31 protein-coding genes, 1 tRNA gene and 1 pseudogene are annotated in these 25,293 nt (G+C 65.7%); 13 read left to right on the top strand and 20 right to left on the bottom strand.

Annotated features, from left to right (window positions below; all coding sequences use genetic code 11):
• Positions 1-12: 12 nt before the first annotated feature.
• From LAQ74_RS08045 to LAQ74_RS20350, 4 genes and pseudogenes are all read right to left on the bottom strand, one after another.
• A complete protein-coding gene (locus LAQ74_RS08045) occupies positions 13-1,359 on the bottom strand; it encodes an MmgE/PrpD family protein (RefSeq protein ID WP_224336922.1) in 1,347 nt (448 codons plus the stop codon).
• 231 nt (positions 1,360-1,590) lie between these two features.
• Positions 1,591-1,896 carry a PDGLE domain-containing protein gene (locus tag LAQ74_RS08040; RefSeq protein ID WP_224336921.1) on the bottom strand — a complete coding sequence of 102 codons (306 nt, stop codon included), beginning with the start codon at positions 1,894-1,896 and terminating at the stop codon, positions 1,591-1,593.
• A complete protein-coding gene (locus LAQ74_RS20355; RefSeq protein WP_255647793.1) occupies positions 1,893-2,255 on the bottom strand; it encodes an energy-coupling factor ABC transporter permease in 363 nt (120 codons plus the stop codon). The genes LAQ74_RS08040 and LAQ74_RS20355 overlap by 4 nt, the downstream gene beginning before the upstream one ends.
• Before the next feature lie 89 nt (positions 2,256-2,344).
• A pseudogene (locus tag LAQ74_RS20350) lies at positions 2,345-2,500 on the bottom strand (energy-coupling factor ABC transporter permease); the annotation flags it as partial.
• A 240-nt stretch (positions 2,501-2,740) separates the two neighbouring features.
• Here LAQ74_RS20350 and LAQ74_RS08030 point away from each other — a divergent pair.
• The 5 genes from LAQ74_RS08030 to LAQ74_RS08010 all read left to right on the top strand — a co-directional run bounded on the left by LAQ74_RS08030 (position 2,741) and on the right by LAQ74_RS08010 (position 7,447).
• Positions 2,741-3,229: an Lrp/AsnC family transcriptional regulator gene (locus LAQ74_RS08030; protein ID WP_224336920.1), complete on the top strand. Its 489-nt coding sequence runs from the start codon at positions 2,741-2,743 to the stop codon at positions 3,227-3,229.
• Complete coding sequence (locus tag LAQ74_RS08025) at positions 3,226-4,365, top strand: pyridoxal phosphate-dependent aminotransferase (protein ID WP_224336917.1); 1,140 nt, start codon at positions 3,226-3,228, stop codon at positions 4,363-4,365. Before LAQ74_RS08030 ends, LAQ74_RS08025 begins: the two co-directional genes overlap by 4 nt.
• A 184-nt stretch (positions 4,366-4,549) precedes the next feature.
• Positions 4,550-5,992 carry a phosphomethylpyrimidine synthase ThiC gene (gene thiC / locus LAQ74_RS08020; RefSeq protein WP_224336915.1) on the top strand — a complete coding sequence of 481 codons (1,443 nt, stop codon included), beginning with the start codon at positions 4,550-4,552 and terminating at the stop codon, positions 5,990-5,992.
• Positions 5,993-6,206: 214 nt separating this feature from the next.
• On the top strand, positions 6,207-7,052 hold the full coding sequence (locus LAQ74_RS08015; RefSeq protein WP_224336913.1) for a ParA family protein: 846 nt from the start codon (positions 6,207-6,209) through the stop codon (positions 7,050-7,052).
• A complete protein-coding gene (locus LAQ74_RS08010) occupies positions 7,049-7,447 on the top strand; it encodes a DUF7970 domain-containing protein (protein ID WP_224336911.1) in 399 nt (132 codons plus the stop codon). The genes LAQ74_RS08015 and LAQ74_RS08010 overlap by 4 nt, the downstream gene beginning before the upstream one ends.
• A 153-nt stretch (positions 7,448-7,600) precedes the next feature.
• Here LAQ74_RS08010 and LAQ74_RS08005 read toward each other — a convergent pair whose 3' ends face one another.
• The 3 genes from LAQ74_RS08005 to guaB form a co-directional block, all read right to left on the bottom strand.
• Positions 7,601-8,200, bottom strand: coding sequence for a response regulator transcription factor (locus LAQ74_RS08005; protein WP_224336909.1), 600 nt, complete (start codon positions 8,198-8,200; stop codon positions 7,601-7,603).
• A gap of 115 nt (positions 8,201-8,315) precedes the next feature.
• Positions 8,316-9,398 carry a TrmB family transcriptional regulator gene (locus LAQ74_RS08000; RefSeq protein ID WP_224336907.1) on the bottom strand — a complete coding sequence of 361 codons (1,083 nt, stop codon included), beginning with the start codon at positions 9,396-9,398 and terminating at the stop codon, positions 8,316-8,318.
• 112 nt (positions 9,399-9,510) lie between these two features.
• Positions 9,511-11,004, bottom strand: a complete 1,494-nt coding sequence (gene guaB / locus LAQ74_RS07995; RefSeq protein WP_224336904.1) for an IMP dehydrogenase — start codon at positions 11,002-11,004, stop codon at positions 9,511-9,513.
• Between the two features lie 309 nt (positions 11,005-11,313).
• Between guaB and LAQ74_RS20750 the strand changes: the two genes are divergently transcribed.
• On the top strand, positions 11,314-11,496 hold the full coding sequence (locus LAQ74_RS20750) for a DUF8099 family protein (RefSeq protein ID WP_484494577.1): 183 nt from the start codon (positions 11,314-11,316) through the stop codon (positions 11,494-11,496).
• Between the two features lie 6 nt (positions 11,497-11,502).
• Positions 11,503-12,495: a DUF5794 domain-containing protein gene (locus LAQ74_RS07990; RefSeq protein ID WP_224336901.1), complete on the top strand. Its 993-nt coding sequence runs from the start codon at positions 11,503-11,505 to the stop codon at positions 12,493-12,495.
• A 36-nt stretch (positions 12,496-12,531) separates the two neighbouring features.
• Here the strand turns inward: LAQ74_RS07990 and LAQ74_RS07985 are convergent, their stop codons facing one another.
• Entirely contained in the window at positions 12,532-13,056 is a 525-nt protein-coding gene (locus LAQ74_RS07985; RefSeq protein ID WP_224336898.1) for a metal-dependent hydrolase, read from the bottom strand.
• 98 nt (positions 13,057-13,154) lie between these two features.
• On the opposite strand from LAQ74_RS07985, the gene LAQ74_RS07980 reads away from it, so the two are divergent.
• Complete coding sequence (locus tag LAQ74_RS07980) at positions 13,155-13,376, top strand: DUF5795 family protein (RefSeq protein ID WP_117591489.1); 222 nt, start codon at positions 13,155-13,157, stop codon at positions 13,374-13,376.
• 45 nt (positions 13,377-13,421) lie between these two features.
• Positions 13,422-13,596, top strand: a tRNA-Trp gene (locus LAQ74_RS07975).
• Positions 13,597-13,753: 157 nt separating this feature from the next.
• Here the strand turns inward: LAQ74_RS07975 and LAQ74_RS07970 are convergent.
• Genes LAQ74_RS07970 through LAQ74_RS07955 form a run of 4 tightly spaced genes read right to left on the bottom strand, consistent with a single transcriptional unit; the run spans position 13,754 to position 17,020 of the window.
• Positions 13,754-14,431, bottom strand: coding sequence for an ABC transporter permease (locus LAQ74_RS07970; RefSeq protein ID WP_224336896.1), 678 nt, complete (start codon positions 14,429-14,431; stop codon positions 13,754-13,756).
• Positions 14,428-15,426, bottom strand: coding sequence for an ABC transporter ATP-binding protein (locus tag LAQ74_RS07965; protein WP_224336893.1), 999 nt, complete (start codon positions 15,424-15,426; stop codon positions 14,428-14,430). Before LAQ74_RS07965 ends, LAQ74_RS07970 begins: the two co-directional genes overlap by 4 nt.
• On the bottom strand, positions 15,423-16,136 hold the full coding sequence (locus LAQ74_RS07960) for an ABC transporter permease (protein WP_224336890.1): 714 nt from the start codon (positions 16,134-16,136) through the stop codon (positions 15,423-15,425). The genes LAQ74_RS07965 and LAQ74_RS07960 overlap by 4 nt, the downstream gene beginning before the upstream one ends.
• Positions 16,133-17,020, bottom strand: coding sequence for a glycine betaine ABC transporter substrate-binding protein (locus tag LAQ74_RS07955; protein ID WP_425498526.1), 888 nt, complete (start codon positions 17,018-17,020; stop codon positions 16,133-16,135). The genes LAQ74_RS07960 and LAQ74_RS07955 overlap by 4 nt, the downstream gene beginning before the upstream one ends.
• A 551-nt stretch (positions 17,021-17,571) precedes the next feature.
• Here LAQ74_RS07955 and LAQ74_RS07950 point away from each other — a divergent pair.
• Entirely contained in the window at positions 17,572-17,781 is a 210-nt protein-coding gene (locus LAQ74_RS07950; RefSeq protein WP_224336886.1) for a hypothetical protein, read from the top strand.
• A gap of 118 nt (positions 17,782-17,899) precedes the next feature.
• On the opposite strand, the gene LAQ74_RS07945 is transcribed toward LAQ74_RS07950, so the two are convergent.
• From LAQ74_RS07945 to LAQ74_RS07930, 4 genes are read right to left on the bottom strand one after another with little or no spacing between them, the layout of a single operon-like run.
• A complete protein-coding gene (locus LAQ74_RS07945; protein ID WP_224336883.1) occupies positions 17,900-18,997 on the bottom strand; it encodes a glycosyltransferase family 4 protein in 1,098 nt (365 codons plus the stop codon).
• Entirely contained in the window at positions 18,998-19,375 is a 378-nt protein-coding gene (locus tag LAQ74_RS07940; RefSeq protein WP_224336881.1) for a 6-pyruvoyl trahydropterin synthase family protein, read from the bottom strand.
• 7 nt (positions 19,376-19,382) lie between these two features.
• The gene (locus LAQ74_RS07935) at positions 19,383-20,429 is read right to left on the bottom strand and encodes a zinc-dependent alcohol dehydrogenase (RefSeq protein ID WP_224336878.1); all 1,047 of its coding nucleotides are present in this window, start codon (positions 20,427-20,429) and stop codon (positions 19,383-19,385) included.
• Between the two features lie 8 nt (positions 20,430-20,437).
• A complete protein-coding gene (locus tag LAQ74_RS07930) occupies positions 20,438-21,217 on the bottom strand; it encodes a GTP cyclohydrolase III (protein WP_224336875.1) in 780 nt (259 codons plus the stop codon).
• A gap of 136 nt (positions 21,218-21,353) precedes the next feature.
• On the opposite strand from LAQ74_RS07930, the gene LAQ74_RS07925 reads away from it, so the two are divergent.
• A complete protein-coding gene (locus LAQ74_RS07925; protein ID WP_224336873.1) occupies positions 21,354-22,142 on the top strand; it encodes an HAD-IIA family hydrolase in 789 nt (262 codons plus the stop codon).
• A gap of 31 nt (positions 22,143-22,173) precedes the next feature.
• Here LAQ74_RS07925 and LAQ74_RS07920 read toward each other — a convergent pair whose 3' ends face one another.
• Complete coding sequence (locus tag LAQ74_RS07920; RefSeq protein WP_224336870.1) at positions 22,174-22,737, bottom strand: cupin domain-containing protein; 564 nt, start codon at positions 22,735-22,737, stop codon at positions 22,174-22,176.
• A 136-nt stretch (positions 22,738-22,873) separates the two neighbouring features.
• Here LAQ74_RS07920 and LAQ74_RS07915 point away from each other — a divergent pair, with 136 nt between their 5' ends.
• Together LAQ74_RS07915 and LAQ74_RS20345 are read left to right on the top strand one after the other, a co-directional pair.
• Positions 22,874-23,164 (top strand): type 1 glutamine amidotransferase family protein, encoded by a 291-nt coding sequence (locus LAQ74_RS07915; protein ID WP_224336867.1) that lies wholly within the window; start codon positions 22,874-22,876, stop codon positions 23,162-23,164.
• Between the two features lie 85 nt (positions 23,165-23,249).
• Complete coding sequence (locus LAQ74_RS20345; protein WP_255647785.1) at positions 23,250-23,381, top strand: hypothetical protein; 132 nt, start codon at positions 23,250-23,252, stop codon at positions 23,379-23,381.
• 51 nt (positions 23,382-23,432) lie between these two features.
• Here the strand turns inward: LAQ74_RS20345 and LAQ74_RS07910 are convergent, their stop codons facing one another.
• The 3 genes from LAQ74_RS07910 to LAQ74_RS07900 all read right to left on the bottom strand — a co-directional run bounded on the left by LAQ74_RS07910 (position 23,433) and on the right by LAQ74_RS07900 (position 25,260).
• Complete coding sequence (locus LAQ74_RS07910; RefSeq protein WP_224336864.1) at positions 23,433-23,828, bottom strand: OsmC family protein; 396 nt, start codon at positions 23,826-23,828, stop codon at positions 23,433-23,435.
• A gap of 202 nt (positions 23,829-24,030) precedes the next feature.
• A complete protein-coding gene (locus LAQ74_RS07905; RefSeq protein WP_224336863.1) occupies positions 24,031-24,426 on the bottom strand; it encodes an OsmC family protein in 396 nt (131 codons plus the stop codon).
• A gap of 99 nt (positions 24,427-24,525) precedes the next feature.
• Positions 24,526-25,260: a metal-dependent hydrolase gene (locus LAQ74_RS07900; RefSeq protein ID WP_224336860.1), complete on the bottom strand. Its 735-nt coding sequence runs from the start codon at positions 25,258-25,260 to the stop codon at positions 24,526-24,528.
• Between the last annotated feature and the right edge of the window lie 33 nt (positions 25,261-25,293).

The raw sequence follows: 25,293 nt of genomic DNA, 5'->3' as shown, positions 1-25,293 counted from the left end.
CGTCCGTCCGCGTCAGTCGAGAAGCGAGACGAGTTCGGCTGCGTCGGCGTCCTCCAGCGTCCGAACCGTCTCGACGATACGCTGACGGTGGTCCGCCTCGTATCGTTCGCGCGTCATCGTCTCGAACTTCTCTGTCACCTGCGCCCACAGCATCGGGTCGTTCGGGTGACCGGGGAACTCGTCTCTCTCGATTCGGTACGTCTCGTCGCCGACGTCGAGTTCGACGACTGCGGGCATCTCGCCCGTCTCGAACCGGTCGGTGAGTTCGGGGTCCTCCCGGACTTCGACCCGCTGCAACAGGCGCTGTACGTCGCCTTCCCCGATTCGCTCGGGTGTGTACTGCGCCGTGGTCACCTCGCCGTCGAGAGCGGCGACGGCGAGCATATACGGTAACGAGTGGTCGGCTTGCGCTTTCCGCTCGACCTCGTAGCGACTCCCTTCGCCGCCGCCGATGATGAGTTTCGCCCCGGCGAACGTGTCGAGACGGATGGCGTCGATGTCGGTCGGGTCGATATCCTCCACCGCGGTGAGTTCGACAACGGCCTCGATGGCCGACTGCGCGTACGTCTCGGCGACGTACTTCTTGGCCATCACGTCGTGGACGCGCTCGGCGGGCGTGTACTCCACCTCGAACTCGCCCGAAATGACCTGCTTCCAGCCCTTCTGTCCCTCGAACACGTCGACCGGTCCTTCGAGACCGTCGCGCGCGAGGAGTACCGAGTAGACGGCGTTGCGCGCGGCGTTGGCCGAGGCGACGCCTTTCCACTCGTTGATCCCGCCGGTGCGCGTCACCCGGAGCGCGTTGTGCGCCGTCGCGGCGATGCCGATGGCGTTTCGGAACTGCTCGCGTTCCAGGCCGAGGATCTTCGCCGCGCCTGCGGCGGCCGAAATCACCGTGTGCGTGACGTGGTCCCATCCTCTGGCGCGAACCGGGGCGGTGTAGCCAAGTGCGCCTTGGACCTCGTAGGAGACGCCGATAGCGGTCAACAGTTCCTCGCCCGACGCATCGGCGAGTTCGCCGCACGCCAGTACGGCGGCGATGTTGTCGCTCGGGTGCGGCGTCTCACCGGGGGCGAGATACGAGTCCATGTAGTCGAGATACCGGACGAGCGCCGTGTTCAGCATCGCCGCGTCCGGTGGCGACGCGTACCGGTCGCTCCCCCAGAGGCGACACCCCCCGTCGTCGTTCATCGACTCGACGGTCCTTCGAATCTTCTCGGTGGTCTCGGAACCCATCGCGCCGACGGCGATACCGACGGAGTCGAGAATGCGGCGTTTCAGCGCGTCTCGCGTCTCCTCGGAGAGGTCGTCGTACGATAAGTCGAGCGCGAAGTCGACGAGTTCGGCCGTGGTCGTCATACGGCGACTACCACGAATCCGGTGAAAAGCGGTGTTCCGACTGTTGCGGACTACCTCCGCGCGTGACCGATTCGCGACGGGGTCTGTCTCGCTTCGGAGTCGGTCTCGGAGACGACGGGGTCCGAACCGGCAACCGTCCGGCAATCGACCGACAATGGTCGACAATGGTCGAAAACGATCGAAAACGATCGACAACCGACCGCGTGTCGGTGAACTGCTTCGACCCGCCGTTCACTCCGTTTTCGCCAGCAGGCGGGCGAATCCGACCGCGAGTCCGAGCGTCAGCGTAGTGCCGAGGAGCGCCGCGCCGAAGGTTCCGACGTGCGGACCCGCTCCCGGGAGCGTGTACCCCGACAGGATACTCGCGGTCGTCGGCGCGGATGCGGCACCGACCGCCTCCGCCGCGTTCTCCATCGGTTCGGCGTAGCCAGTTTTCGACGCTGCCCACCCGAAGGCGGGCGCGAGCACGGCGAGTCCGAACAGCCCGACGAGCGAGCGCCTTTGCCACTCGGAGTGCCGCAACGACTCCGCGCTCACGCTCGAACTCCTCCCGTGAGGACGGTCTCCCGCTCGACACCGGCGCGGTTGAGCAACCGCACACCGACGAGGGTGAGCACGCCTTCACCGACGCCGAGAGCGGCGTGACCGGCCACCATCACCGTCATGACCGCGAGCAGTTCGCCACCGAACGCGGGTGAGAGTCCCATCTGGACGCTCGCGGACGCGGCCGCGGCGGCGATACCGACCCAGCCACCGACGACCATCGCGAGCGACTCACTTCGCGGCGCGAGCAGTCGGTAGACGCCGTAGCCGACGTAGGCTTCGACGATAGCCATGTTCCAGACGTTCGCCCCGACGGCGAGCATGCCGCCGTCGCCGAAGACGAACGCCTGCACGGCGACGGCGATGCCGACCGCGAGTGCGCGCCGAGATGCGGGCCGAGGACGACCGCCGCGAACGCGCCACCCACGAAGTGAGCACTCGTTCCGCCGGGAATGGGCCAGTTGAGCATCTGCGCGGCGAACACCGCCCCCGCGACGACGCCGAACAGTCGAATCCGGTGTTCGGTGAGTTGCGCGCGCGAGCGGTGCGCAGCGTACGTCAGTACGACTCCGGAGAGTTCGAGAAACGCACCTGCCATCCAGGGATGGAGAAATCCGTCAGGTGTGTGCATCGCCTTCGTATAGTAAATCTTGGCGCATAGAGGTGACGAAGGAGTCAGAACTCGGTCGACGAACTCCGATTACGACCGAGGGAGCATCGAGGAGGACGGGGAGTCGACTCGACCGAGTTCGAGAGGCAACGAGCGCATTCCATATATCGGTATATCGTTCATTGCGTCGTGGGCAAACCCTTTGACCGACGCCGATAACGGAGGCCTATGGACGACAGACGGGAGATTCTTGAACTCCTCTTGTCGAACGCTCGCGAAGACACTACCGACCTCGCCCGACAGACGGGACTCGACGAGGAAACCGTCGAAGAGTGTATCGAGTCGTTGGAAACCGACGGCGTCGTCCGCGGTTACCAGGCCATCGTGGACTGGAGCCGACTGGACGAAGAACACGTGCAAGCCGAGATCGAACTCAACGTCGAACTCGACCGGGAGACCGGATACGACGACATCTCGCAGCGAATCGCCAAGTTCCCACAGGTCGCGTCGTTGCGGCTCATCTCCGGCGATTACGACTTCGCCGTGAGCGTCGAAGGCGACTCGATGCACGACGTCTCGCGATTCGTCGCCGAGCAGATCGCGCCGATTCCCGAAGTGACCCAGACGGTGACGCACTTCGTCATGGAGACGTACAAAGAACGCGGCGTCTCCTTCGGCGAGAAGGACGACGATGACCGCCTCTCCATCTCGCCATGAGAATCGCCGACCGGGTCGAGCGCGTCCCGCCGTCGGGGATTCGGCGCTTCTTCGAACTCGCCGAGGAGAAAGAGGAGGTCATCTCGCTGGGCGTCGGCGAACCGGACTTCAGCGCGCCGTGGGCCGCCAGAACGGCCGCCATCGACTCGCTCGAACGCGGCCGAACGTCGTACACGGCGAACCGTGGCATGCGCGAGCTCCGCGCCGAGATCGCCGACCACGTCCGGCGCTACGACCTCGACTACGACCCCGACGAGGAGATTCTCGTGACCACCGGCGCGAGCGAGGCGCTCGACGTGGCGATGCGAGCGTTCGTCGACCCCGGCGACCGCGTCGCCGTCCACCAGCCGTCGTACATCTCCTACGTTCCGGGCGTCGTCTTCGCCGGGGGCGACCCCCTCGCCGTGCCGACGCGCCCGGAGAACGACTTCGCGCTCACCTACGAGGACCTGGCGAACGCCGGGGCGGAGGACGCCGAGGTGTTGATGCTCTGCTATCCGAACAACCCCACAGGGGCGACGATGAGTCGCTCCGAACTCGCCGAGGTGGCGGAGTTCGCCGTCGAACACGACCTGATGGTGTTGTCGGACGAGATTTACGCCGCGCTTACCTACGAAGGTGAACACACCTCCATCGCGACGCTCCCCGGTATGCGTGAGCGAACGGTCGTCTTCAACGGGTTCTCGAAAGCATACGCGATGACGGGGCTGCGTCTCGGCTACGCGCTGGGACCGCCGGAGGCGATTCGGGCGATGAACCGCATCCACCAGTACTCGATGCTCTCGGCGCCGACGACGGCGCAGTACGCCGCGCTGGAGGCGCTGCAGTCGTGCGGCGAGGCGGTCGTCGAGATGCGCGATCAGTACGACCGCCGCCGCCGGTTCGTCCTCTCGCGGTTCGACGAGATGGGTGTAGAGTGCTTCGAGGCTCGGGGCGCGTTCTACGCCTTCCCATACTGTGGCGGCGACGACGAGCGCTTCGCCGAAGAGTTGCTTCGCCAGGAAGACGTGGCTGTCGTCCCGGGGAGCGTCTTTGGAACCGGTGGCGAGGGCCATCTCCGCATCTCCTACGCGACGGGTCTCGACGAGTTGCGGACCGCGATGAACCGCATCGAGGCGTTCGTCGACGCTCGGTGAGCACCCTATAAACGAGATACGACGATACAAAGTCGAGAAGCCGACGAACCACCTCGTTTCGGGGATCTTTCGAATGTGTCGTCGGTGAGCACTCCCACGATTGGCGTTTTCTCGACGTTCGTTCCGCTTCGACCGGCCGGTCGATACCCAGAATTTATCACCGGATGATACCACTTGGTAATCGATGACACAACTACAGCGTGCGCGAAGCGGAGAGCTGACGGACGCCGTGAAGCGAGTCGCCGAGCGCGAGAACCGGGACCCGGAGTTCGTCCGCGAGGCGGTCGCCAGCGGACGGGCGGTGATTCCGAACAACGGACACCACGACGGGCTCGACCCGATGATAATCGGCGAGGCGTTCGCGACGAAGGTGAACGCGAACATCGGAAACAGCGACACCACGAGCGACCTCGACGGAGAGCTCCGGAAGCTTCACACCGCGGTCTCGTACGGTGCGGACACGGTGATGGACCTGAGCACCGGCAGCGACCTCGACGCGATTCGGCGGGCGAACGTCGACCATTCGCCGGTGCCCGTCGGGACGGTCCCGATATACGAAGCGCTCAAGCGGGCCGGCGAGCCGGAGGACATCACCCGCGAGTTGCTGTTGGACGTCATCGAGAAACAGGCCGAACAGGGCGTCGATTACATGACTATCCACGCGGGCGTGCTGATGGAGCACCTGCCGTTGACCGACGGTCGCAAGACGGGTATCGTCTCCCGCGGCGGGTCGATTCTCGCCAAGTGGATCGAGGAGAACGGGATGCAGAACCCCTTGTACGCGAACTTCGAGGATATCTGCAACATCTTCGTCGAGCACGACGTCACCTTCAGCCTCGGCGACGGGCTCCGACCGGGCTCTATCGCCGACGCGAACGACGAGGCGCAGTTCGCCGAACTCGACACGCTCGGCGAACTCACGCGGGTCGCCCGAGAGCGGGGCGCGCAGGTGATGGTCGAGGGGCCGGGCCACGTGCCGATGCATCAGGTGGCGGCGAACGTCGACCGGCAGCGGGAGCTCTGCGACGGCGCTCCGTTCTACCTGCTCGGGCCGCTCGTGACCGACATCGCCCCGGGGTACGACCACATCACGAGCGCCATCGGCGCGGCCATCGCCGCGGAAGCCGGGGCGGCGATGCTCTGTTACGTCACCCCGAAGGAGCATCTCGGACTGCCCGAGGAGTCGGACGTCCGGGAGGGACTCGCCGCGTACCGAATCGCCGCCCACGCGGGAGACGTCGCGAACGGGTTGCCCGGTGCTCGCGACTGGGACGACGCGCTCTCGGAAGCCCGCTACGAGTTCGACTGGCGTCGCCAGTTCGACCTGGCACTGGACCCCGAGCGCGCACGCGCCTTCCACGACCGGACGCTCCCCGGCGACAACTACAAAGAGGCGAAGTTCTGCTCGATGTGCGGCGCGAAGTTCTGCTCGATGCGTATCGACCGGGACGCCCGCGATGCCGGCGACGGGCTGAGCGCTCTCGGCGAGCGGACGGACCTCGACGCGTCCGAGGCGGCCGTGACCAACCTCCCGCCGACCGGAACCCACGACACGAGTCGCCTCCCGACTCGGACGGTTGCTGGAGACGCCGACGAGCGCGAAGCGTCGGAGTCGACGCCGGAGTAGTCACGGCGCGCGGGAGTGACAGTCGGACGTTCGATCTCTACACGCCCGCCCTATCGCGGAGCAGTCTGCCGGTTATCTGCTAACCGTTTCGGAGAGCTGTATAGATATATCTCTGTATATATCGGTAGATGGCTATCTACAGGGCTTACTGGGGAGACCGGAGGGTACGACCGTCTGACGGAGCTTTATATGCAGGTCCACGGAAACACCGCGCATGAAACGGGCAGTGACGATGTGGAGCGAATCCGGCGGCGTCGGGAAGACGACGATGGCGACGAACACGGCCGCCGCGCTCGGACGACGGGACGCGGACGTTCTCGTCGTCGACTTGGACCCCCAACTCGGCAGTCTGACCGACCACGTCGGCTTCGGCGATCTGAAGACGACCGACGACGACCACCTCGGCGACGTACTCCTCGACCAGGAGCGCGACGCGAGCGAACTCGTCGTCGACGCGGGCCACTTCGATTTAGTTCCCTCACACGAGGGGTTGGCGAACATCGAGAGCGAGATGGCCGCGCGCAACACCTCGCTGCGGGAGTTCCAGTTGCGCTCGTCGCTCGCGCCGCTGGCGAGCGAGTACGACTACTTCCTCGTCGACCCGCCGGCGACGCTGAACGTCCTCGTCGACAACGCGCTGGTCGCCGCGCGCGACGTCGTCATCCCTATCGAGTTGACGCGGAAGGGGAGCGTCTCCATCGACGGACTGGAGGACACCCTCGACAGCATGGAACGCGGCTTCCGGACGTTCGACGAGTCGTTCGCGCTCGGCATCTTGGCCGTCGTCCCCAACGAAGTCGGCGACTCGAACATCTATAGGGAAGTCCGCGACGAACTGGAGTCGAACGGCAAACCGGTGACGCCGTTCGGCATCCGGAAGCGCGACGTGCTGAAGGAGGCGTGGCGCAACCACATGAACGTCTTCGAGTTCGCCGACAGTCCCGAAACGAGAGACCTCCGACCGTACGAGGAGGACCTACTCGACCAGTTCGACACCGTCGCCCGCATCGTCGAACGCGGGAGCGTCGAGGCGGCCGTCGACGTGGAGGTGGCGCAATGACGAAAGACGATCGTTACGGCGCGGCCGGCGACACCTACGGCGACGTCCCGACGCCCGAGGCGGCCGAGAACGGTACCGAGGTGTCGTCTCCTGACCGTGACTCGCCGGCCGAGACGGAGTCGACCGGCGAAGAGGGAGAGGAGACGAACGGAACCGCCTCGCTGCCGTTCATCTTCGCGCGTCGGACGGTGAAAGCCGACCGCGACGCGTTGCCGGTCTACGTCAGGCCGACGACGACGGAGCGACTCGACGCGCTCGAACGCGACCTCGACGGCCGATTCGACGGCGACGACGTGATGTCGCTCGACGTGCGCGAAGCGGTCGTCACGGCCGGACTCAGAAACGTCGACGACGTCGTCGACGTGATGGAAGAGTGGGGGTACGGACGGCGGTAGTCAGCCGAGAGGAGGCGCGGTAGTTAACGGACGGCGACTCCGCGGAGAGATGAACTGACTGCCGGCGTGGTCCGGCGGAGAGAATCGAACGCGGGTGAGTCGGTCGGGGAGCGGAGATCCGGGTGTCGGATGAGTCGGTCGCCGGCCGTCCGTTCACTCGTCGAACTCGTCGAAGCCGAACTCGTCGTCGCGGTCGATGTCTCGATACATCCCGACGAAACTGTTGTGGTCGCCGTCCTGCAACCGTTCGTCGAGTTGCGACCGCACTTCGCTGAGTTGGTCGTCGAGTTGCCGGTACTCGGCGGTCTCGGCGAGCGTCGACTCGTCCTTTTCGGCCTCCAGTACGGCTTTCTTCGAGGCGAGCGCGAACAGTTCGCGGACGCCGTCGTCGTACTCGCTGCGGAGCAGGAGGTTCGAGACGGTGCGCTGCAGCGACTCGCGTGTGATGGGTTTGACGAGGTAGTCGTCGAACCCCATCTCGACGATGTCGAAGTCGGGTTCGACGGCGGTCACCATCGCGACGCGGCAGTCGATACCGCGGTCTCTGACTGCGCTGAGCACTTCGTCGCCCGAGAGGCCCGGCATCCGTCTGTCGAGAAGCACGACGTCGACGTCCTCGTCCAGTTCGGAGAGGGCCTCGTGACCGCCGTAGGCGGTTCGGACGCGGTACTCGTCGTCCAACCACGCCGCGTAGAGGTTCGCGAGGTCCGACTCGTCTTCGACGACGAGGACCAGCGGCGCTTCGTCGGTCATCTGTCTCTCCCCGTTGCCCGGCAAACGCCCATATCACCTCTTTGTCGGACGACGCTATATCAAGATACCTCTTGTGGACGAAATAGCAGCGGCGAACAAGTCAGTAATTTGACTTTTACGGGGCGGACGTGAGCGCCTCGACGGTCAGTCGGTTCGCCTCGACGTCCTCGACGACCGCGCCCCACCCGCCGACGGTTCGGACGTCGTCGCCGACGGCGACGGTGATAGCGGTCTCGCCGGCCAGTTGCGAGAGCGGCGGTTCGCCGCTCGTGGACTCGCCCGCGTACGAGACCTCGGTGAGCGTCCCGACGAACGACACCGGTTCCCCGTTCCCGGTGTCGAACCCCTCCACGCTGACGCGGACGGTCGTGTCGTCGGTGAGAAGCGGTTCCATCTCTCGAACGAACCGTCTGATATCGGCGTAGACGAGCGGCGGTTCGGTCGGCCGCGCGTCGTACATCGGTTCCCAGACCTCCCAGAGACAAGTCTGAAAGTACCAGTGGAAGACGTAGGTGAGCGTGTAGTCGTCGACGAGGACGCCGTACTGGTTGACCGACCGCTCGTGCGGCGTGAAACACGTCCGACTCCGGTCGGCGAGCACGATGAACGGGGCCGGTAACGTCCGGTGTCGGACCTCGGTGGCGACGGACTCGTACGATAGCGTGTCCGGCAGTTCGCTGGCGTTCGTGCCCGACTCGGTGTGTATCGAGACGCTGACGATTGCACCGTTGCTATACGCCGTCGCGAGCGCTGGTCGGAGTTGGCGGAACTGCTCGGTCGTCGCCGACACCTGCACCTCCGTCTCCGCTTCGCGGACGATGGCGCAGGCGCGGTCGAACACCGTCTCGAACCGCTTGACGATGCTAACCATGTGGTCGTCAACGGCGGGTTGTTCCCACAGCTCCTCGATCTCGGCGGCGGCGGCGGTGAACCGGTCGGCCTTGCCGCGGAGGGAAGCGAGCACCGAATGCGGTTCGTTCGCGCGCGCGTGCAGGTTGTCCTGCTCGTACGTTTCGATGTAGCCTTTCGCCTCCAGGTCGCGGAGGACGTCGTAGATGCGAGCGGTCGGCACCGAACACGCGTCGGCGAGTCCGGTGGCGCTGGCTGACCCTAACCGGAGCAGCGCCGTGTAGGCGTCGGCCTGGTACGGCGACAGCTCCGCGTCCTCAAGTGCCCGGCGTAGCTCCGCGGTATCCATCAGAGACGAATCGACAACATAACGATTAATAACTGTTCCTTCGGTCCGTTCGGTTCTCCGTCACGAAGACCGCGTCGCGGGACGGTCGAGCCTCGATTCTCGGCGGCGTCGACTACTCCTGCGGACTGTAGTTCGGCGCTTCGTCGGTGATCATCACGTCGTGGGGGTGGCCTTCGGTCTGTCCCGCCGAGGAGACGCGGACGAACCGGGCGCGCTCCTTGAATTTGGGGAGCGTCTCCGCGCCGACGTAGCCCATCCCGGACTTCATGCCGCCGACGAGCTGGTGGAGTTCGGAGGCGAGCGTCCCCTTGTACGGGGTGGCAGCCTCGACGCCCTCGGGGACGAACTCCTCGTCCTCGTCGGCGTCCTTGAGGTAGCGATCGCCGCCGCCCGAGCGCATCGCGCCGACGCTGCCCATGCCGCGGTACTGCTTGTACTTCTTGCCGTTCATCGTGATGACGCGCCCGGGCGCTTCCTCGGTACCCGCGAAGTAGGAACCGAGCATCACCGCGTCGGCACCCGCGGCGATGGCCTTGATGGCGTCGCCGGAGTAGCGAATCCCGCCGTCGGCGATGACCGGGACGTTCTCCTCGCTCGCGACGTCGGCGACTTCGGCGACGGCCGTGATCTGGGGCATCCCCGACCCGGTGACGACGCGCGTCGTACAGATGGAACCGGGTCCGATGCCGACCTTCACGCCGTCGGCGAAGTCGACGACGGCTTCGGCGGCCTCGCGTGTGCCGATGTTGCCGACGACGACGTCGGCGTCCACCTCGGCTTTGATCTCGCGGGCGCTGTCGATGACGTTGAGGTTGTGCGCATGCGCGCAGTCGATGAACAGCACGTCCGCGCCCGCCTCGTCGGCGGCGACGGCGCGGTCGGTCTCGAAGGGGCCGACGGCGACGCCGGAGACGAGTCGTCCCTCGTCGTCGCGGGCGGCGTGCTCGTGTTCGCGGCGCTGGAGGATGCCCTGCATCGTCACCAGTCCCACCAGGCGGTCGTTCTCGTCGACGATGGGGACGCGCTCGATCTTGTAGTCGTACATCAGTTCGAGCGCGTCGCGCGCGGTGACGTCCTCGCCGGCGGTGATGACCTCGTCGGTCATCGCCTCGCGCACTTCGTCGCGCTCGCCGACTTCGAGATAGGGGCGGATGTCGGTCCCGGAGATGATGCCAAGAACCACGTCGTCGTCGTCGACGACGGGTGCGCCGCTGACGCCTTCGGACTCCATCATCTCGTCGACGTCGTGGACAGTCTGACTCGGGTTCGCCGTGACGACGTTCTCGCGGCGGATGACGAGTTCGTCCGCGCGCTTGATTCTCTCGACTTCGGCGACCATCGCCTCGACGGGCATGTTGCGGTGCAGCACGCCGAGGCCGCCTTCGCGGGCCATCCCGATGGCCATGCCGCTCTCGGTGACGGTGTCCATCGCCGCCGAGAGCACGGGAATGTTGAGTTCGACGTTTCTCGAAACGCGCGTCGCTACGTCCGCGTCGTCGGGTTCGACGCGGCTCTCCATCGGGCGCAGAAGGACGTCGTCGAACGTCAGCGCGTCCGGTACTCGTAGTTTCTCCGAGAACGTGTCGTCGGGAACGTCGTTCGCCATGTAAGTGGTCCTGGCCGTCCCGACAAAAACGTTGCGAGATAGCATCCTCTTGGGGATGTTTCACACTCGGCGCGTACTGAATATCCACGATTGTGTGCAACACCGGGCGCGATGCGACCGACGGACGAGCCCCTGCGGAACCGGTGCAATATTCGCCCGATACAAAGCGTCGTGGTGTGGATACTACAGCTCAGCGAGTAACTATTCGTGAAATCGTAGGCGACTGTTATAAAGTAGGCCGCGAGTACGCTGACGTATGCCCTCGCTTCCCACACAACACTTAATAGTTCTGTCCGAATTAGTTGAGCCATGAACTCCGAGAGTTCAGCCGCACTGCGCACTGCCGGTCGACCAGACTGCAACTCCGGCACCCTCTTTACAGCGATGTGGCTCACAATCAAATCGGGGTTTGTAGGCGGCGGACGACCGTGGTGGTCCGCATCCTCGGGCTTGCGCTCGTATCGCCGCTCGGCCGAAGGTGACGGCCGTTAGTCTCAGATGAGTGTCTCACAGCACCCGATTGCGCTGCGTTTAGAGCAGCAGGTCGGCGGCGCGACGCGCCTGCTCGCGACGGTGATGGCGCTGCCGCTCGTCGACGGTATCTTCCCCGCGCTCGTGTTAGCGGGCGCGCTGACGACGACGACGGCGAGCGGCGCGACGGGGTTCTCACCGGTGGGAATCGTCGAGACGGGTCTGCTCATCTTCGGCGGCTCCGCGACGATGGCGGTCATCCTCGCGGAGATGGACGGGACGCGGCGCGAACAGATACAGTCGGTGCTCCTCTTGGGGGCGGTGCTGATTCCGCTGGCGGCCGTCGAAGCCGCGCTCGCCGGAACCATCGAGAGCCTCCTCAACATCGACATCTTCGAGCGCTTCGCCGGCGTCGTCATCGTCGCCATCGCGGCGAAGACCGCGAGCGCCGAGATCGGCAAGTATCTGCCCGGACCCGGCGTCATCATCGGCCTCGGGCTCGTGGCGAGTTTCGACCCCGCGGGCGCGCAGTTGGTCGTCGACCTCGACCCCGTGACCGTGCTGGCGGGCGCGGCCGCCGCGGGCGTCGGCGTCGGTTTCGCGCTCGGCGTCGCCGTCTTCGGCGACCACCTGCGCGGGAAAGTCGACATCGACCTGTTCCGCTTCGGAAGTTCGGTCGCGCTGGCGATGCTGGCGCTGTCGGTGCTGGGCATCATGAACACCCACTACCCCGTCGCGCTCGGCGTGCTCTGCGTGACGGCGGTGTTCTCGTACGACCCCGGCGCGTCCGACGATGCCGACGCCACGGAGACGGACGAACCGAGCGACTACGAGGACCAGCCGTCCACCGGTCGGGTGTCCGACGACCGGGCTTCGGACGGCCGCGTCGTCGACAACCCGGTCGCCGACGGCGGCGACGCCCCGCAGTCGGCGGTTCACGGCGACGACGACCCCGAAGAAGAGTCCGGTCCCGCGTACGGCTACCCCGGCGAGGACGACTCGCGGGCGCCGTGGCTCTGAGCACCGACGGTTCACTACCCCGTTTCGGCTCCGCCGCTACTTCTGCCACCACCGGAGACCGACATTGAGCAGGATACCGGCGGTGAGCAGCCCGAAGTTCACCGGATTCGAGTTGTAGTAGACGAGCTCGATTCCGACACTCCCCGGAACGAGCGGCCACAGCGGCTCGATCGGCTGCGAGACGTCCGGCGCAGAGAGGATGTCGCCGAAGATGTGGGCAGTACCGCCGACGAACACCGCGAGCGTGGCGAACGTCGCTGGCCTGTCGAGCGCGTCGGCGGGTCTCGACAACGAGCCGCGGTTTGCGAGCCACGGGACGACTGTTCGACCCAGAATCGGTCCGAGGAGGAGACTCACGATTCCGACGAACAAAAGCGTGTGCGTGACGCCGTGGTGCTGGACTGTTCCTATCGCGTTGCTCAGATACAAGTCGACGTCGGGAAGCATCCCGAACGGGAGTCCGAGTGCGACGAACAGCGCTGCGGAGTCACGGTCGACGAGGAACCAGGCCGGTGAGAGCGCTAGCAATGCAAGTCCGAGATGTCCACTAACGTCAACCATAGCGGAGTATTCACTCCGTAGACTGGTAAGATTCGGGGCCGACAGCGAGGTGTCGACGAAGACAGAGAACTTAGGTGGGTTCGTCGTCTGGGACGTGTATGAGCAACCGCGTCGTGGAGGGTCGGATGGTGACCGCCGAGCGACTCGCCGAACTCGTCGAGGGGGAACGCCCGATGGAGGCCGACAGCATCGACGACGCCGACTTCGACTGCCCGGAGTGCGGCGGGAACGTCCTCAGCGTCGGTTACATGCCGAGCGTCACCGAGTTCGTCACCGGCTACAAATGTCAGGACTGCGAGTGGGCCGACGACGACCGGTAATCGAATCGAAACCCCTTTAGTGGTTTTGCGACAATGAACTGACGAGGGGTCGTGGCCAAGCCCGGCATGGCGACTGACTCCAGAGGCAACGCCCGGGACGAAACTCCAGACTGATATACTGAGCGACCGACTGATCATCGGTTCGCGACGACGACCCTCTGGAGTTCCGAGGCGGACCGGAGATATCAGTCGATCGGGGGTTCAAATCCCTCCGACCCCATACCCTCACGTTCTACACCCAAAACCGCAAGACGTGAGCCTCGCGCCCTTTCCGACGATTTCCATTTTCTCGGATTTCGAGGTAGAGTTGAAGCTCTGGGCGATTCGAGCACCGAAACAGACACGCCCACACGCTCGATGAGCTTCCCCGTCTCCGATCAACTCGTCGAGGCGGTTTGGGTGACGCTCGTCTCGTCTCCGGTCCGTCGTTCTACCAGCGCGAGCAGTCCGTCGAGGACGATAGCGAGCAACGCACCGCTGATCGCGCCGGCGAGGAGCTGGGGCGTGTTGAACAGCTTGATCCCGCCGATCACCCAGACGCCGAGTCCCCCGCCGCCGATGAAGAACGCGAGGTACGCGGTACCGACGTTGAGTACCGTACTGGTCCGGATACCGGCGAAGATCACGGGGACCGCGAGCGGCAGGCGGATCTTTCGCAGGAGCGTCCACTCCGACATCCCCATCCCGCGAGCTGCCTCCACGGTACCGGCGTCGACGCTCTCGATCCCCACGATGGTGTTCGTCAGCACCGGCAACAGAGCGTACACGAACAGACCCGTCAGAGCGGGGAGAAAGCCCAGTCCCAGAAGCGGGAACATGAGCGCGATGATCGCGAGTGTGGGGATCGTCTGAGCGACGTTGCCGACGGTCTCGACCACGCGCTTCACGCGGTCGTCCCGGGTCGCGAGGATTCCGAGGGGAATCGCGACGGCCACCGCCAGCGCCTCGGAGACGAACACGAGCACGAGATGTTCGCGGAACAGTTCGAGGAACCGATCGAGGTTCGCGATCAGATACGTCCACGTCGCCGCGAGCAGCCCGAAGAATCCCGTCATCTGTCCCCCGACTGGCGGTTCCTGATCGCCGACTCCGTGACGACGCCGACGACCTCCGCTCCCTCGACGACGGGCAGCGCCTCCACGCCGGCTTGGATGCACCGCGAAAGTGCGACCTGGGCGCTGTCCGTGGGGCTCACCGGCACGATCTCGCCACCGTCGGCCATCAAGGCGTCGTTTCCCCGGAACGCGTCGACAACGTCGGCGTGTTCGTCCGGCACCTCGGGTCGCATGATCTCCTCGACGCGGAGCACGCGGAGCCGTTTCAGCGTCCGGTCGGGGCCGATGAACTCCTCGACGAACTTCGTCTTCGGCGCGTCCAGCAGTGCGGTCGGCGTGTCGTACTGGACGAGTTCGCCGTCCTTCATGATCGCGATCCGGTCTCCCATCTTCAGCGCCTCGTCGATGTCGTGGGTGACGAAGAGAATCGTCGTCTCGATCTCCCGTTGGATGTCGATGAACTCGTCCTGCAGTTCCTCCCGGGTGATCGGGTCGAGCGCGCCGAACGGCTCGTCCATCAGCATGACGTCGGGACCGGCCGCGAGTGCCCGGGCGACGCCGACGCGCTGGCGCTGGCCGCCGGAGAGGTCAGACGGGTAGCGCTCGCGATACTCCGCGGGCGGGAGTCCCATCAGGTCGAGCAGTTCGTCCACCCGCTCGTCGGTGCGCTCGGCGTCCCACCCTTTCAGTTCGGGCACCGTCGCGACGTTCTCCCCGACGGTCATGTGGTCGAACAGACCGATGTCTTGGATCACGTAGCCGATCTGCCGGCGGAGTTCGGTCGCTTCGAGTTCTCTGACGTCCGTTCCCTCGTAGTAGACGGCCCCATCGGTCGGTTCCTCCAGGCGGTTGACGAGCTTCATCGTCGTCGTCTTGCCACAGCCGGAGGGACCGACGAGGACGGTCGTCGTTCCGTCCTCGACCTCGAAATCGAGCCCGTCGACCGCGTGCGTTCCGTCGCTGTACCGCTTGTGGACGTTTTCGAATCGGATCATGTGAGTTTTGCGTGAACTGTCGCGAGCAGTCGAGTCAGGAGCGCCCGGTCGACCTCCTCGCCGTTGCGGAGCCGAAGCCCCTCTTCGATTACCCCAAAGACGTAGTCGAACGCGAGCGCGAGTACCGAGAGGACGACCGTGGTGACGACGATCATCGCCGTATCACCGGCGCTGATCCCGTAGAAGATGAAGTCGCCGAGGCCGCCGGCGCCGATGAACGCGCCGATCGCGGCGAGGCCGACGAGGATGATGACGGCGTTTCTGACGCCGGCCATCATCACGGGCAGCGCCACCGGGAGTCGGACGCGTCGGAGGCGTTCGAACCGGGTCATTCCGAGTCCCGTCCCGGCCTCGATGGCGGCGTCGTCGGCTCGAGTGAGCCCGATGTACGTGTTCCGAATGACCGGCAACTGCGTGTAGGCGACCAGCGCGGCGATCGTCGGGGGGTTGCCGATGCCGAGAACGGGCACGAGGACGCCGAAGAAGGCGATCGCCGGAATCGTCATCAGCACCCCTGCGACCCAGAGGACGACCGTCGCGGCCCGCTCGTAGTAGCTGATGAGCACGCCGAGCGAGATGGCGATCGGGAGCGCGATGAGGAGCGTCCAGAGCGTGATCACGACGTGTTCGTACGATAGTCGCGCGAGTCGTCCGGCGTTCTCCACGGCGAACGAGACGAGTTCGCCGAGAAACGACCCGGCGGCGATCATATCAACCCCTCCGACCGGAGGTACTCGCGCGCGACGTTCTGCGGGTCCCGCCCCTGTAGCGAGACGAGATCGTTGAGCCGTACGATCGTGTCCGTGTCGAGCGTCGGTCCGATGGCGTTCAGCGGCTCGCGCATCGCGGGCATCGCGTCGAGCGCCTCGCCGTCGACCAGCGGCGCGGGGTTGTAGATCGGGAAGAACCGTTCGTCGTCTTCGAGCGTCTCCAGCCCGTACTTGCGGATCTTCGGATTGGTGCTGAACCCCATGCCGACCTCGGCTCCCCCCTGGCCGGCTATCTGGTACGTGAGCGACGGGCCGACGTTGCGGACGTTCAACTCGCCGCGCAGCTTCTCGAAGCCGTAGTGTTTCGCCAGCCCCGGCCACCCGTCCGAACGCTGCTGAAACTCTGGGCCCATCACGACCGTGAAGTCGGTGTTCCCCCCGTCGACGTAGCGTGCGAAGTCGCTCATCGTCTTCACGCCAGTCTGTTCGACCCACTGAGGGTCCGCGACGAGGACGTACGTGTTACTGAACGGCGCCCGGTTCAGATACTGGAGGTCGTACACGCGCTCGAACTCCCGTTTCACCGCTCGATACAGTTTCTCGGCGTCGGGGATCACGCGGTCGTGTTTCGGCGGAATCGTCGCCCACGCGCCGCCCGTGTACAGCCAGTACAGCGTCACCTCGCTGTTGTCGACGGCGCGGAAGTTCATCGTAACGCCGCCGAGTCCCGTCTCGTCCAGAACGGTGAGACTAGTGTTCGCACGTAGCGATTCGAGGGCCATGTACCCGAGGACGATATCCTCGGTGAAGCGCATCGAACTCACCTTCACCGCGTTCGTTGCCCCGATGCCGGACACGCTTGTACAACCGGCCGTCGCGGTCATCCCAGCGGTTGCACCGGCGGCACAACCGCGCTTTAGAAAGGCGCGTCGTGTCCAAGTCACACTTGTTCTCCAGTTTGATGTTCCGAGGTACTTGCGCGTCGTTCGAATCGATTGCACCGATAGTACGGTCTCCCGCACCGTCCGAAAGTAGTACTCACACAATCTCCTTTCCAACGGAAAATGCCTACGCCTGTTAATACAATGTCACAGAACTCACGGCCACACTGCCCGATTAGAGCGGTCGGTGACGACTCTGAGAGTCTCGGACTGGGGCTTACGTGACGTTACCGTGCGTGGCGCTTGGAGGGGCAGGCAGTACCCGACCTCGGCGCCGCACATCGACCGCCCCACGCTACGTGCAGCGGTGCACCGAGAGCGATAGGACGGTGACTACGACCGAGACGTACCGGCCTGAGACCACCCGCCCCCCTCGGAGACAGACGACTCGGAATCCGGTTCGAGCAACCTCGTACGGTGACGCTCACCACGGCAGAAAAGAAGGTTTACATAGGGGGAAACGTAGGCGTCTCCATGAACGGGAAGAAGCGGCGATGAGCGACCGACCCAGAGGCGAACCGTACCAGTACACCGGCTCGTGCCCGGTCGACGACTGCGAGGAGCAGTTCGTCGGCATGGACATCCCACACCTTCGACAGCACGTCCGCGAGGTGCACGGGCCGCTCGCCGTGCACGAGCAGGTCCCCGAACTCGAACTCGTGTCGGGGACCGACGCCCAGCACCGACACCGCGAGCGCAAGTAACCCTGCTGACAGGGCGTCTCCGAACGTCGCTCCTCCTCCTCGACCGCTTTTCGACGTCCACCTCCCATACGTCCCGTCGATCGCTCCCGTCCCGTCGTCAGCACTTCATCTCGTTTCGCTACCCGCCGACGAGCGAGTCGAGAAACGCGCCGACGCGCGCGCCGCTCTCGGCCCAGGTCGGATGCGCCTCGTACGTCGCCAGCGCGGCTAGCCCCATCCGCGCGAGGCGGTTCCGGTTCCGACACAGCGGCGCGGCGGCGTCGGTGATCTCCGTGGGGTCGAGCGGGTCGACCAGATAGCCGCTCGTCCCGTCGGCGACGAGTTCGGTCGCGCCGCCCGAAACAGAGGCGACGACCGGGAGTCCGAACCCCATCGCCTCGACGTAGGCGATACCGAATCCCTCGTGCGTCGAGGGCATCGCGAAGAGGTGACTGCGCTCGTACAGCGCTGCAAGCGCCGAGTCGTCTATCCGCCCGGTGAACCGGACACGGTCGTCGAGGGCGAGTCGGTCGACCGTCTCCCGAAGCGACGCGACGTACTCGGGGTCCCCGTCGAGGCTCCCAGCGACGACGAGTTCCCACGGGTCTCGAACCCGCTCCAGCCCGGCCAGCAGTATCTCGACGTTCTTACGCCTCGTGACGTTGCCGACGCAGACGATGCGGAGCGGCCCGTCTTCGGCCCGCTCGCGGACGCGAGTAGGTGAGACCGTTCCCGCGAACGACTCGAATCGGTCGCCCGCCGGGTAGGCGACGACCGAGGGTTTCCGGTCGACCTCGCCTTCAGTGTCGCCGACCGTCAGCGAGACGGACCGGCGCGTCGCCTGGCTGTTGCACACGAGCGCGTCGACCGAGCGGAGGTACGCCCGTTCGAGCCGTCTCACGAGCGCGTTTCGCCACCGCGACCGTCGTTCGTCGGCGCGGAGGTGGTGGACGACGGCGACGACGGGCGCGTCGAGATCCAGCCGGCGATTGAACCACGGTAGCGACGGGTGGCAGAGTTCGTCCTGCAGCAGCACGTCGAGGTTCGCAGAGCGGATGCGCCGCCGGAGGGACGCGTCGAAGTTGTCCGCCGTCGAGCGGAGGTAGCCCCGCTCGGGTAGCGAGAAGGTCACGACCTCGTCGCCGCGTCTCCGGAGGGCGTCCGCGATTCGACGGTCGTAGAGGTAGCCCCCGGAGCGCTCGTCGAGGTCGCCGTAGACGAGAAAACCGACGCGCATTCAGAGCGCCGTCTCGTAGGCCGCCGACGCCTCGTCGTCCTCCCACATCGTCACGCGGACGCGCTCGGGTCCGTCGAGCGTCGCCTCGTCGAGAACCGCCTCACAGAGGATACGGGCGAACCGCTCGACGCTCGGGTTCGTCCCCTCGAACTCGGGTCGGTCGTTCAGCGTCGCGTCGCGGTAGCGGTCGACGACGGGCGTCAACGCCGCCTTCACCTCGTCGATGTCGACCAGATAGCCGTACTCGTTCAACGTTGGCCCCTCGAAGCGCAGTTCGACGCGGAAGCGGTGAGAGTGGAGTTCGCCCTCCGGACCGGGGTCGGGCACCGTCAGAAAGTGCTGGGCGATGAACGAGCGACGGACGGTCACCGAGTACATACTCTCGCTACGGGTTGCGGTACGTAAAGAGAATTCCCACGGCGTCCGACGGCTCCGTGTCGAGTCGCTCGTAGGCGCGCGCCGCCTCCGTCACGGGGACGCGGTGAGTGAGCAGGCGCTCGACGTCGAGTTCGGCGAGGCGGTCCCACGCCACGTCGAGCCGTCGGTCGCTGTCCCAGCGTCCGCGCAGCGACGGGTCGAGCGTGCTCACCTGGCTGTTTTCGAGTCGGATTCGACTGCGGTGAAACCGGCCGCCCAGGTCGAGCGTCGCCGGTTTCGTCCCGTACCACGACCCGACGACGACGCGACCGTCGTACTCCGTCACGCCGATGGCGGTGTTCAGCGCCTCCGGATTCCCCGAGAGTTCGAAGGTGAGGTCCGCGCCGCCGCTGGTGCGTCCGGGTGCGTCGCCGTCCACCGACGGTCCCGAGGGGTCGAAACGGTCTTCGACCTCGTCGGGTGGGACGCTCTCGTCGGCACCGAACGCCCGCGAGAGGTCGCGTCGCGTCTCGATTCTGTCGACGGTGACCAGTTCGTCGAGCGGGAACGACGAGAGCACGGCGGTCGTCAGCAGACCGACCAGACCCTGTCCGAAGACGACGACGCGCTCGCCGACCATCGGGCGGCCGTCCATGGCGAAGTTGACGGCCGTCTCGACGTTCGGCAGCAGCGACGCCGCCGCCATCGAGCAGTCGTCGGGTACCGTGTGGAGTTCGTCGGGCGTGGCACAGAAGTGGCTCTCGTGGGGGTTGAACGCGAACACGCGCCGATCCAGCCAGTCGTCGTCGACGGCGTCGCCGGCGGCGGCGACGGTGCCCACAGCGGCGTAGCCGTACCGGAGCGGGTAGTCGAGCGACCCGCCGAGCGCGCCGATGGTCTCGTCGGCGTCGAGGCTCTTGGGGGCCTCTCCGCGGTAGATGAGCAGTTCCGTCCCGGGGCTGACGCCCGAGTACTCCGTCTCGACGAGCAGTTCGTCAGCCTCGGGGGTGGGAACCGGCGACTCCGTGACGCGGACTTCGCGCGGGGCCGTGAACGTCACGGTTCGGGTGGGCATCGTCGGGTTCAGTCGTCGCCGACGCACGCCGGCGCGGCCTCGAACTCGACGACCGTGCCGCGGTGGCGACACGCTTCGAGGGCGTGTTTGGCCGCGAAGCCGGCGACGTGGGCGCTCTCGCCGGTGCCGACGCCGACTTTCAGCTCGACGCCGACCGCCGACTCGACGTGGTCGATGGCGCTTCGGTACTCGTTCTCGGAGAGTTCGGGGCAGACGGAGATGATGTTGTCGCCGCCGACGAAAAAGGAGAGCGCGCCGTGCGCCTCGCGCATGTGGCGCATCAGGCTGGCGTACCCCTGCTCGATGTGGATGAACGAGTCAAACTCGTTGAGTCGGTCGGTGTACTTGCCCGTCGCGTCGTTCACGTCGAAGTGAGCGATGTGGAGGTCGTCCCTCCCGGTCGGGGCGTGAAACTCGCCGCCGAGCACTTCGCGGCGGTCGCCGTCCTGGGCGCTGCCGGCGAGTTGGATCTCCTCCGTCGCCCGTTCGAGCGCGTCGATGGGTTTCTGGTCGACGCCGACGCCGAGGCTCAGCGAGACGGGGTAGCGGTTGCGGATCGACTCCTGGAGGAGTTCGTGGTCCGTCCGGTCGAGACCGTTGGTCACCGCGACCATGTTGTCGAAGCGGGTGAAGAAGACGTAGCCGTCGCGGCTCCCGACGAACTGCGCGAGGTCGGCAAAGAGGCGAGATTGCAGCGTCTGGAGGTCCATCTCCCGTCGCGGTTCGGGCGTGACCGTCCAGGGTCCGTAGTTGTCTATCTGGATGAGCGTCAACTGCGTGTTCGTCACGGTATCCGATAAAAGCATGCGTGCTACATTGTTCTTTGGTTCGGAACCGGTCGTAGCCGTACGACACCGTCGCTTGCGCAGTCGTTGTCGGGGCCGCATCGCCGGATTCAACTCCACGACCTGCGTACCGAGTCCGATGGAGTTTCGCGGGGCGATACTCGACGTCGACGGGACAGTGCTCAGAGGGAACGAACGGATCGCCGGCGCGACCGACGGACTCGACGTGCTCGAAGCGGCGGGCGTCGACCGCGTCTTCTTCTCGAACAACCCGGCGAAAGCGCCGCCGGTGTACGCCGAGCGGTTCGCCCGCGCCGGTATCGATGTCGCTCCCGACGAGGTGCTCACCTCCGGGACGGCGACGACGGCGTACCTCGAGGCCGAACACGCCGCCGACTCGCTTTTCGTCGTCGGCGAGGCGGGACTCACAGAGCAGTTCCGGGACGCGGGACTGACCGTGACGACCGACCCCGCGGCGGCCGACGCCGTCGTCGTCTCCATCGACCGCGACTTTCACTACGACGACCTCGTGGCGGCGATGGTCGCGCTCGAAGACGAGGCGGTTCCCTTCCTGAGCACCGACCCCGACATGACGATTCCCGCGGTCGACCGCGACGTGCCGGGGTCGGGGGCGATGACCCACGCCGTCGCGGGCGTCGCCGGCCGCTCGCCCGACGCGACGCTCGGCAAGCCCTCGGCGCACGCCCGTCACTTGGCCCTCGAACGTCTCGGCCACGACGCCGACCGCTGTCTGGTCGTCGGCGACAGACTCGACACCGACATCGCACTCGGCGCGGCGGCGGGGCTGACGACGGTGGTCGTCAAGACGGGCATCACCGACGACCGCGCGCTCGCCGAGTCGTCGGTCGACCCCGACTACGTGCTCGACTCCATCGCGGATATCGGGCGGGTGTTGGCGGACGGGTAGTCGCCGATCGGACCGCCGCTCTCGCACCCGCTCAGATGTGGTCTTCGAACTCGGCTCCGCAACCGGGACACGCGGTGACGGGTCGACCGGCGTCGCCCAGTTCGACACGCATCTCCTCGTGGCCGCACGCGGGACACGGCTGCGGCGAAAACGTGGCGTCACACGCGGGACAGACGAGTCCGGGTTCGTCGTCGACGGATCCCAAACGGAGGTCGTCGTAGCCGCACTCGCGGCACCGAAGCGGGACCCGGATGTCGCGGCTCTCACGGGGTGCGCCGACGGCGAACAGTACGAGTTCGTCGTCCGAATCGTTTTTCCCGGATTGGAACTCGCCGGGCGCGAAGTGAATCGCCTCCTCCTCCTCGACCAGCATCTCGCCGTCCAGGGTCTCGAACGTCGCCTCGCCCGCCGTAACGAGGAACAGCTCCTCCTGGTCAGCGTGTGCGTGCAAACCGCCGGGTAGTCCGCTTCCGGGCGGGACGCGGTAGCGGTTGAGTGCGACGCCGGTCGTCGCCAGTAGGTCGGCGAGTTTACGACGCGCTGTACCGTCGTCGAAGACTATCGGATCGGCATCATCGACGGCGGTTCGTCTCATGCGTTCTCTGTCGGTGGGCACGTCCTACTGTCTTCGGGAGTGGACTGCTGCTTCGGAATCGGTGCTCTCGTCCACGCGCAGACGACCTCCGGGCCGACGAAACGTTAGCTCGCTTCGTGCGGCACCCTCTCACGCTATGGCAGGCAAGAAACTCCTCATGATCGTCGGCGACTTCGGCGAAGACCTCGAACTCATGGTACCGTTCCAGGCGCTGGAGATGGTCGGCCACGGGGTGGACGCCGTCTGTCCCGAGAAGGAAACCGGTGACACGGTCAAGACCGCCGTCCACGACTTCCGCGGCGACCAGACGTATCTGGAGGAGCGCGGCCACGACTGGTCGGACCACCCCGAGTGGCTCGCGCAGTTCCTCGACGTGCTCGGGACGAGCGTCGACCACGATCCGACCGCCGTCGCGGCCGACGACTGAACCGGTCGTCACCCGAACCCGAGAGAGTGTCGTGGTTCGTGAGAACACGCCTCACTATTTTGTACGAGAACGACGAATAGCGGGTATGGAAGGTGACGACAGTCCCTACCGCTTCCGCGACGAGCGGACGACGAGCCCCGTGTACGACCCCGAAGAGCGCGAGACGGTCATCGTCGACGGCTACGCGATGAGCTACCGAAGCTATCGTCGACAGTAACGACTCGGTTCTTCGTCCTCCACTTCCGCAAAAATTCGATATCGAGCGCGCTCAGAACGCGCCGTCGTTGACCGCGATGTCGGCTTGAAGTTCCTCGCGGAGCGCCGCGTGGACGTGGCAGATGTCCTCTGCGCGCGAGACGACTTCGTCGACTTCGTCGCCGAGGTCGGCTTCGACGTAGATGTCGAAGCGAATGCCCGTGAGGTCGTCGTCGTCGTCGAGGTCGGCCTCCGCGTCGATCTGAAGCTTCCCGAGGTCGTCGAAGCCGCGCTGGGACCCGCCGACGCGGAACGCGGGCAGGAAACACGACGCGTAGTCCGCGACGAGCACCGAGTTCGGGTCCGGCCCCTGTTCACTCGTCGCGTCGATGGAGAGTTCGAAGTCGCTGACTTCGCTCGTACTCGCGTAGCCCTCTTCGCTGACCGTGGTCGTCTGGATGTCCGTCATACGTACTGAGCGTGGAACTGGAACGTCCTAAAGATTGCTTCATCGGCGACCAAATGACTGCGCGTTCGCCTGGAAAATAATCGCCTGCCCGTCCTCCCTAACGGTTCGACGGATCCGCTCGGGGGCGGCGGAATCGCCGATCGAACCGGCCCCGGGTGCGGGGGCGACGCGACTCCACCGCCGCGAATCCGACCGCCGCGGGTTAGACTGACCCGCCTTCGATGGTCGTCTCCGCGTGGAGGCTCTCCTTGAGCGCGTCGTGGACCTTGCAGAGTTCGAAGGCGCGCTCGAGGATCTCCTCGCCCTGGCCGTCTTCGAGCGCCGGTTCGACGCGGACGTCGAAGGCGACCGATTCGAGCTTGTCGTCGTCGTTCAGCTCTCCGATCGCGTCGATCTCGATGCGGCCGAGGTCGTCGACGCCCCGCTGGCTCCCCCCGACGCGGAGCGCCGGGACGAAGCAGGACGCGTACGCCGCCAGCAGGCTCTCGAGCGTGTCGGGGGCCTCCTCGCCGTTCGAGTCGATATCCACCTCGAACTCCCGTATCTGACTGGTCGCGCTGTACCCTTCCTCGGAAACGGTGTGTACTTCTTTCGCCATACACCTCTTTCAACCACCGCCGTTCACAAAAATGGTCGTTTCAGCGGGGTGAACGGCGCGGAATCTGAACAGTCGTGGACGCCGACCGATCCCGGCGGTTCAGTCTCCCTCTTCGAGGGTGAACGGCTCGTCCGCTTCGGGGACCACGACCTCGGTGTCGGACCCGGTCGCCTCCACCTCGCGGGCGAACTCCTCGGGGTCCTGCTCGATGGGCGGGAACGTGTCGTAGTGCATCGGGTACGCGTAGTCGACGTCGAGCCAGTCGACGGCGATAGCCGCCTGCCACGGGCCCATCGTGAAGTGGTCGCCGATGGGCAGCGCCGCGGCGTCGGGTTCGAGGTACGGACCGATGACCTCGCGCATCTCGGTCATCAGTCCGGTGTCGCCCGCGTGGTAGAAGGTGGTCGACTCCTCGTCGGACACCTGCGTCGGCTTGGTGTCGGAGATGACGAACCCGCCCGGCATCCCGACGTCGTACTCGTAGCCGGTGTTGACGCCGTTGGTGTGGTCGGCGCGGTGCATCGTCACGTAGGCGTCGCCGCACTCGACGGTGCCGCCGATGTTCATCCCCATGCCGCCGACGGCGTCCTCGAAGCCTAGCTCCTCCTGAGCGTAGGAGACCAGTTCCGGCACCGCGACGAGCGTCGCGTCGGAGAACTCGCCGGCGTGGCCGATGTGGTCGGCGTGGCCGTGCGTCAACAGCACGTAGTCGGGGTCGTCGACGTCGTCGGGTTCCAGCGACGTCTTCGGATTGTCGAAGAACGGGTCGATGAGCAGGTCGGTGTCGCCGACGGTGACGTACCAGCAGGAGTGTCCGTGCCAGGTGAGTTCCATTGCGTATCGATTTACGGAGCAGTTACGCATAAA

The sequence above is a fragment of the Haloprofundus halobius genome (genome assembly GCF_020097835.1).
GTDB classification, from domain to species: Archaea; Halobacteriota; Halobacteria; order Halobacteriales; family Haloferacaceae; genus Haloprofundus; species Haloprofundus halobius.
Note: the sequence above shows the minus strand (reverse complement) of the source record. Positions and strands in the feature narration are given on the sequence as shown.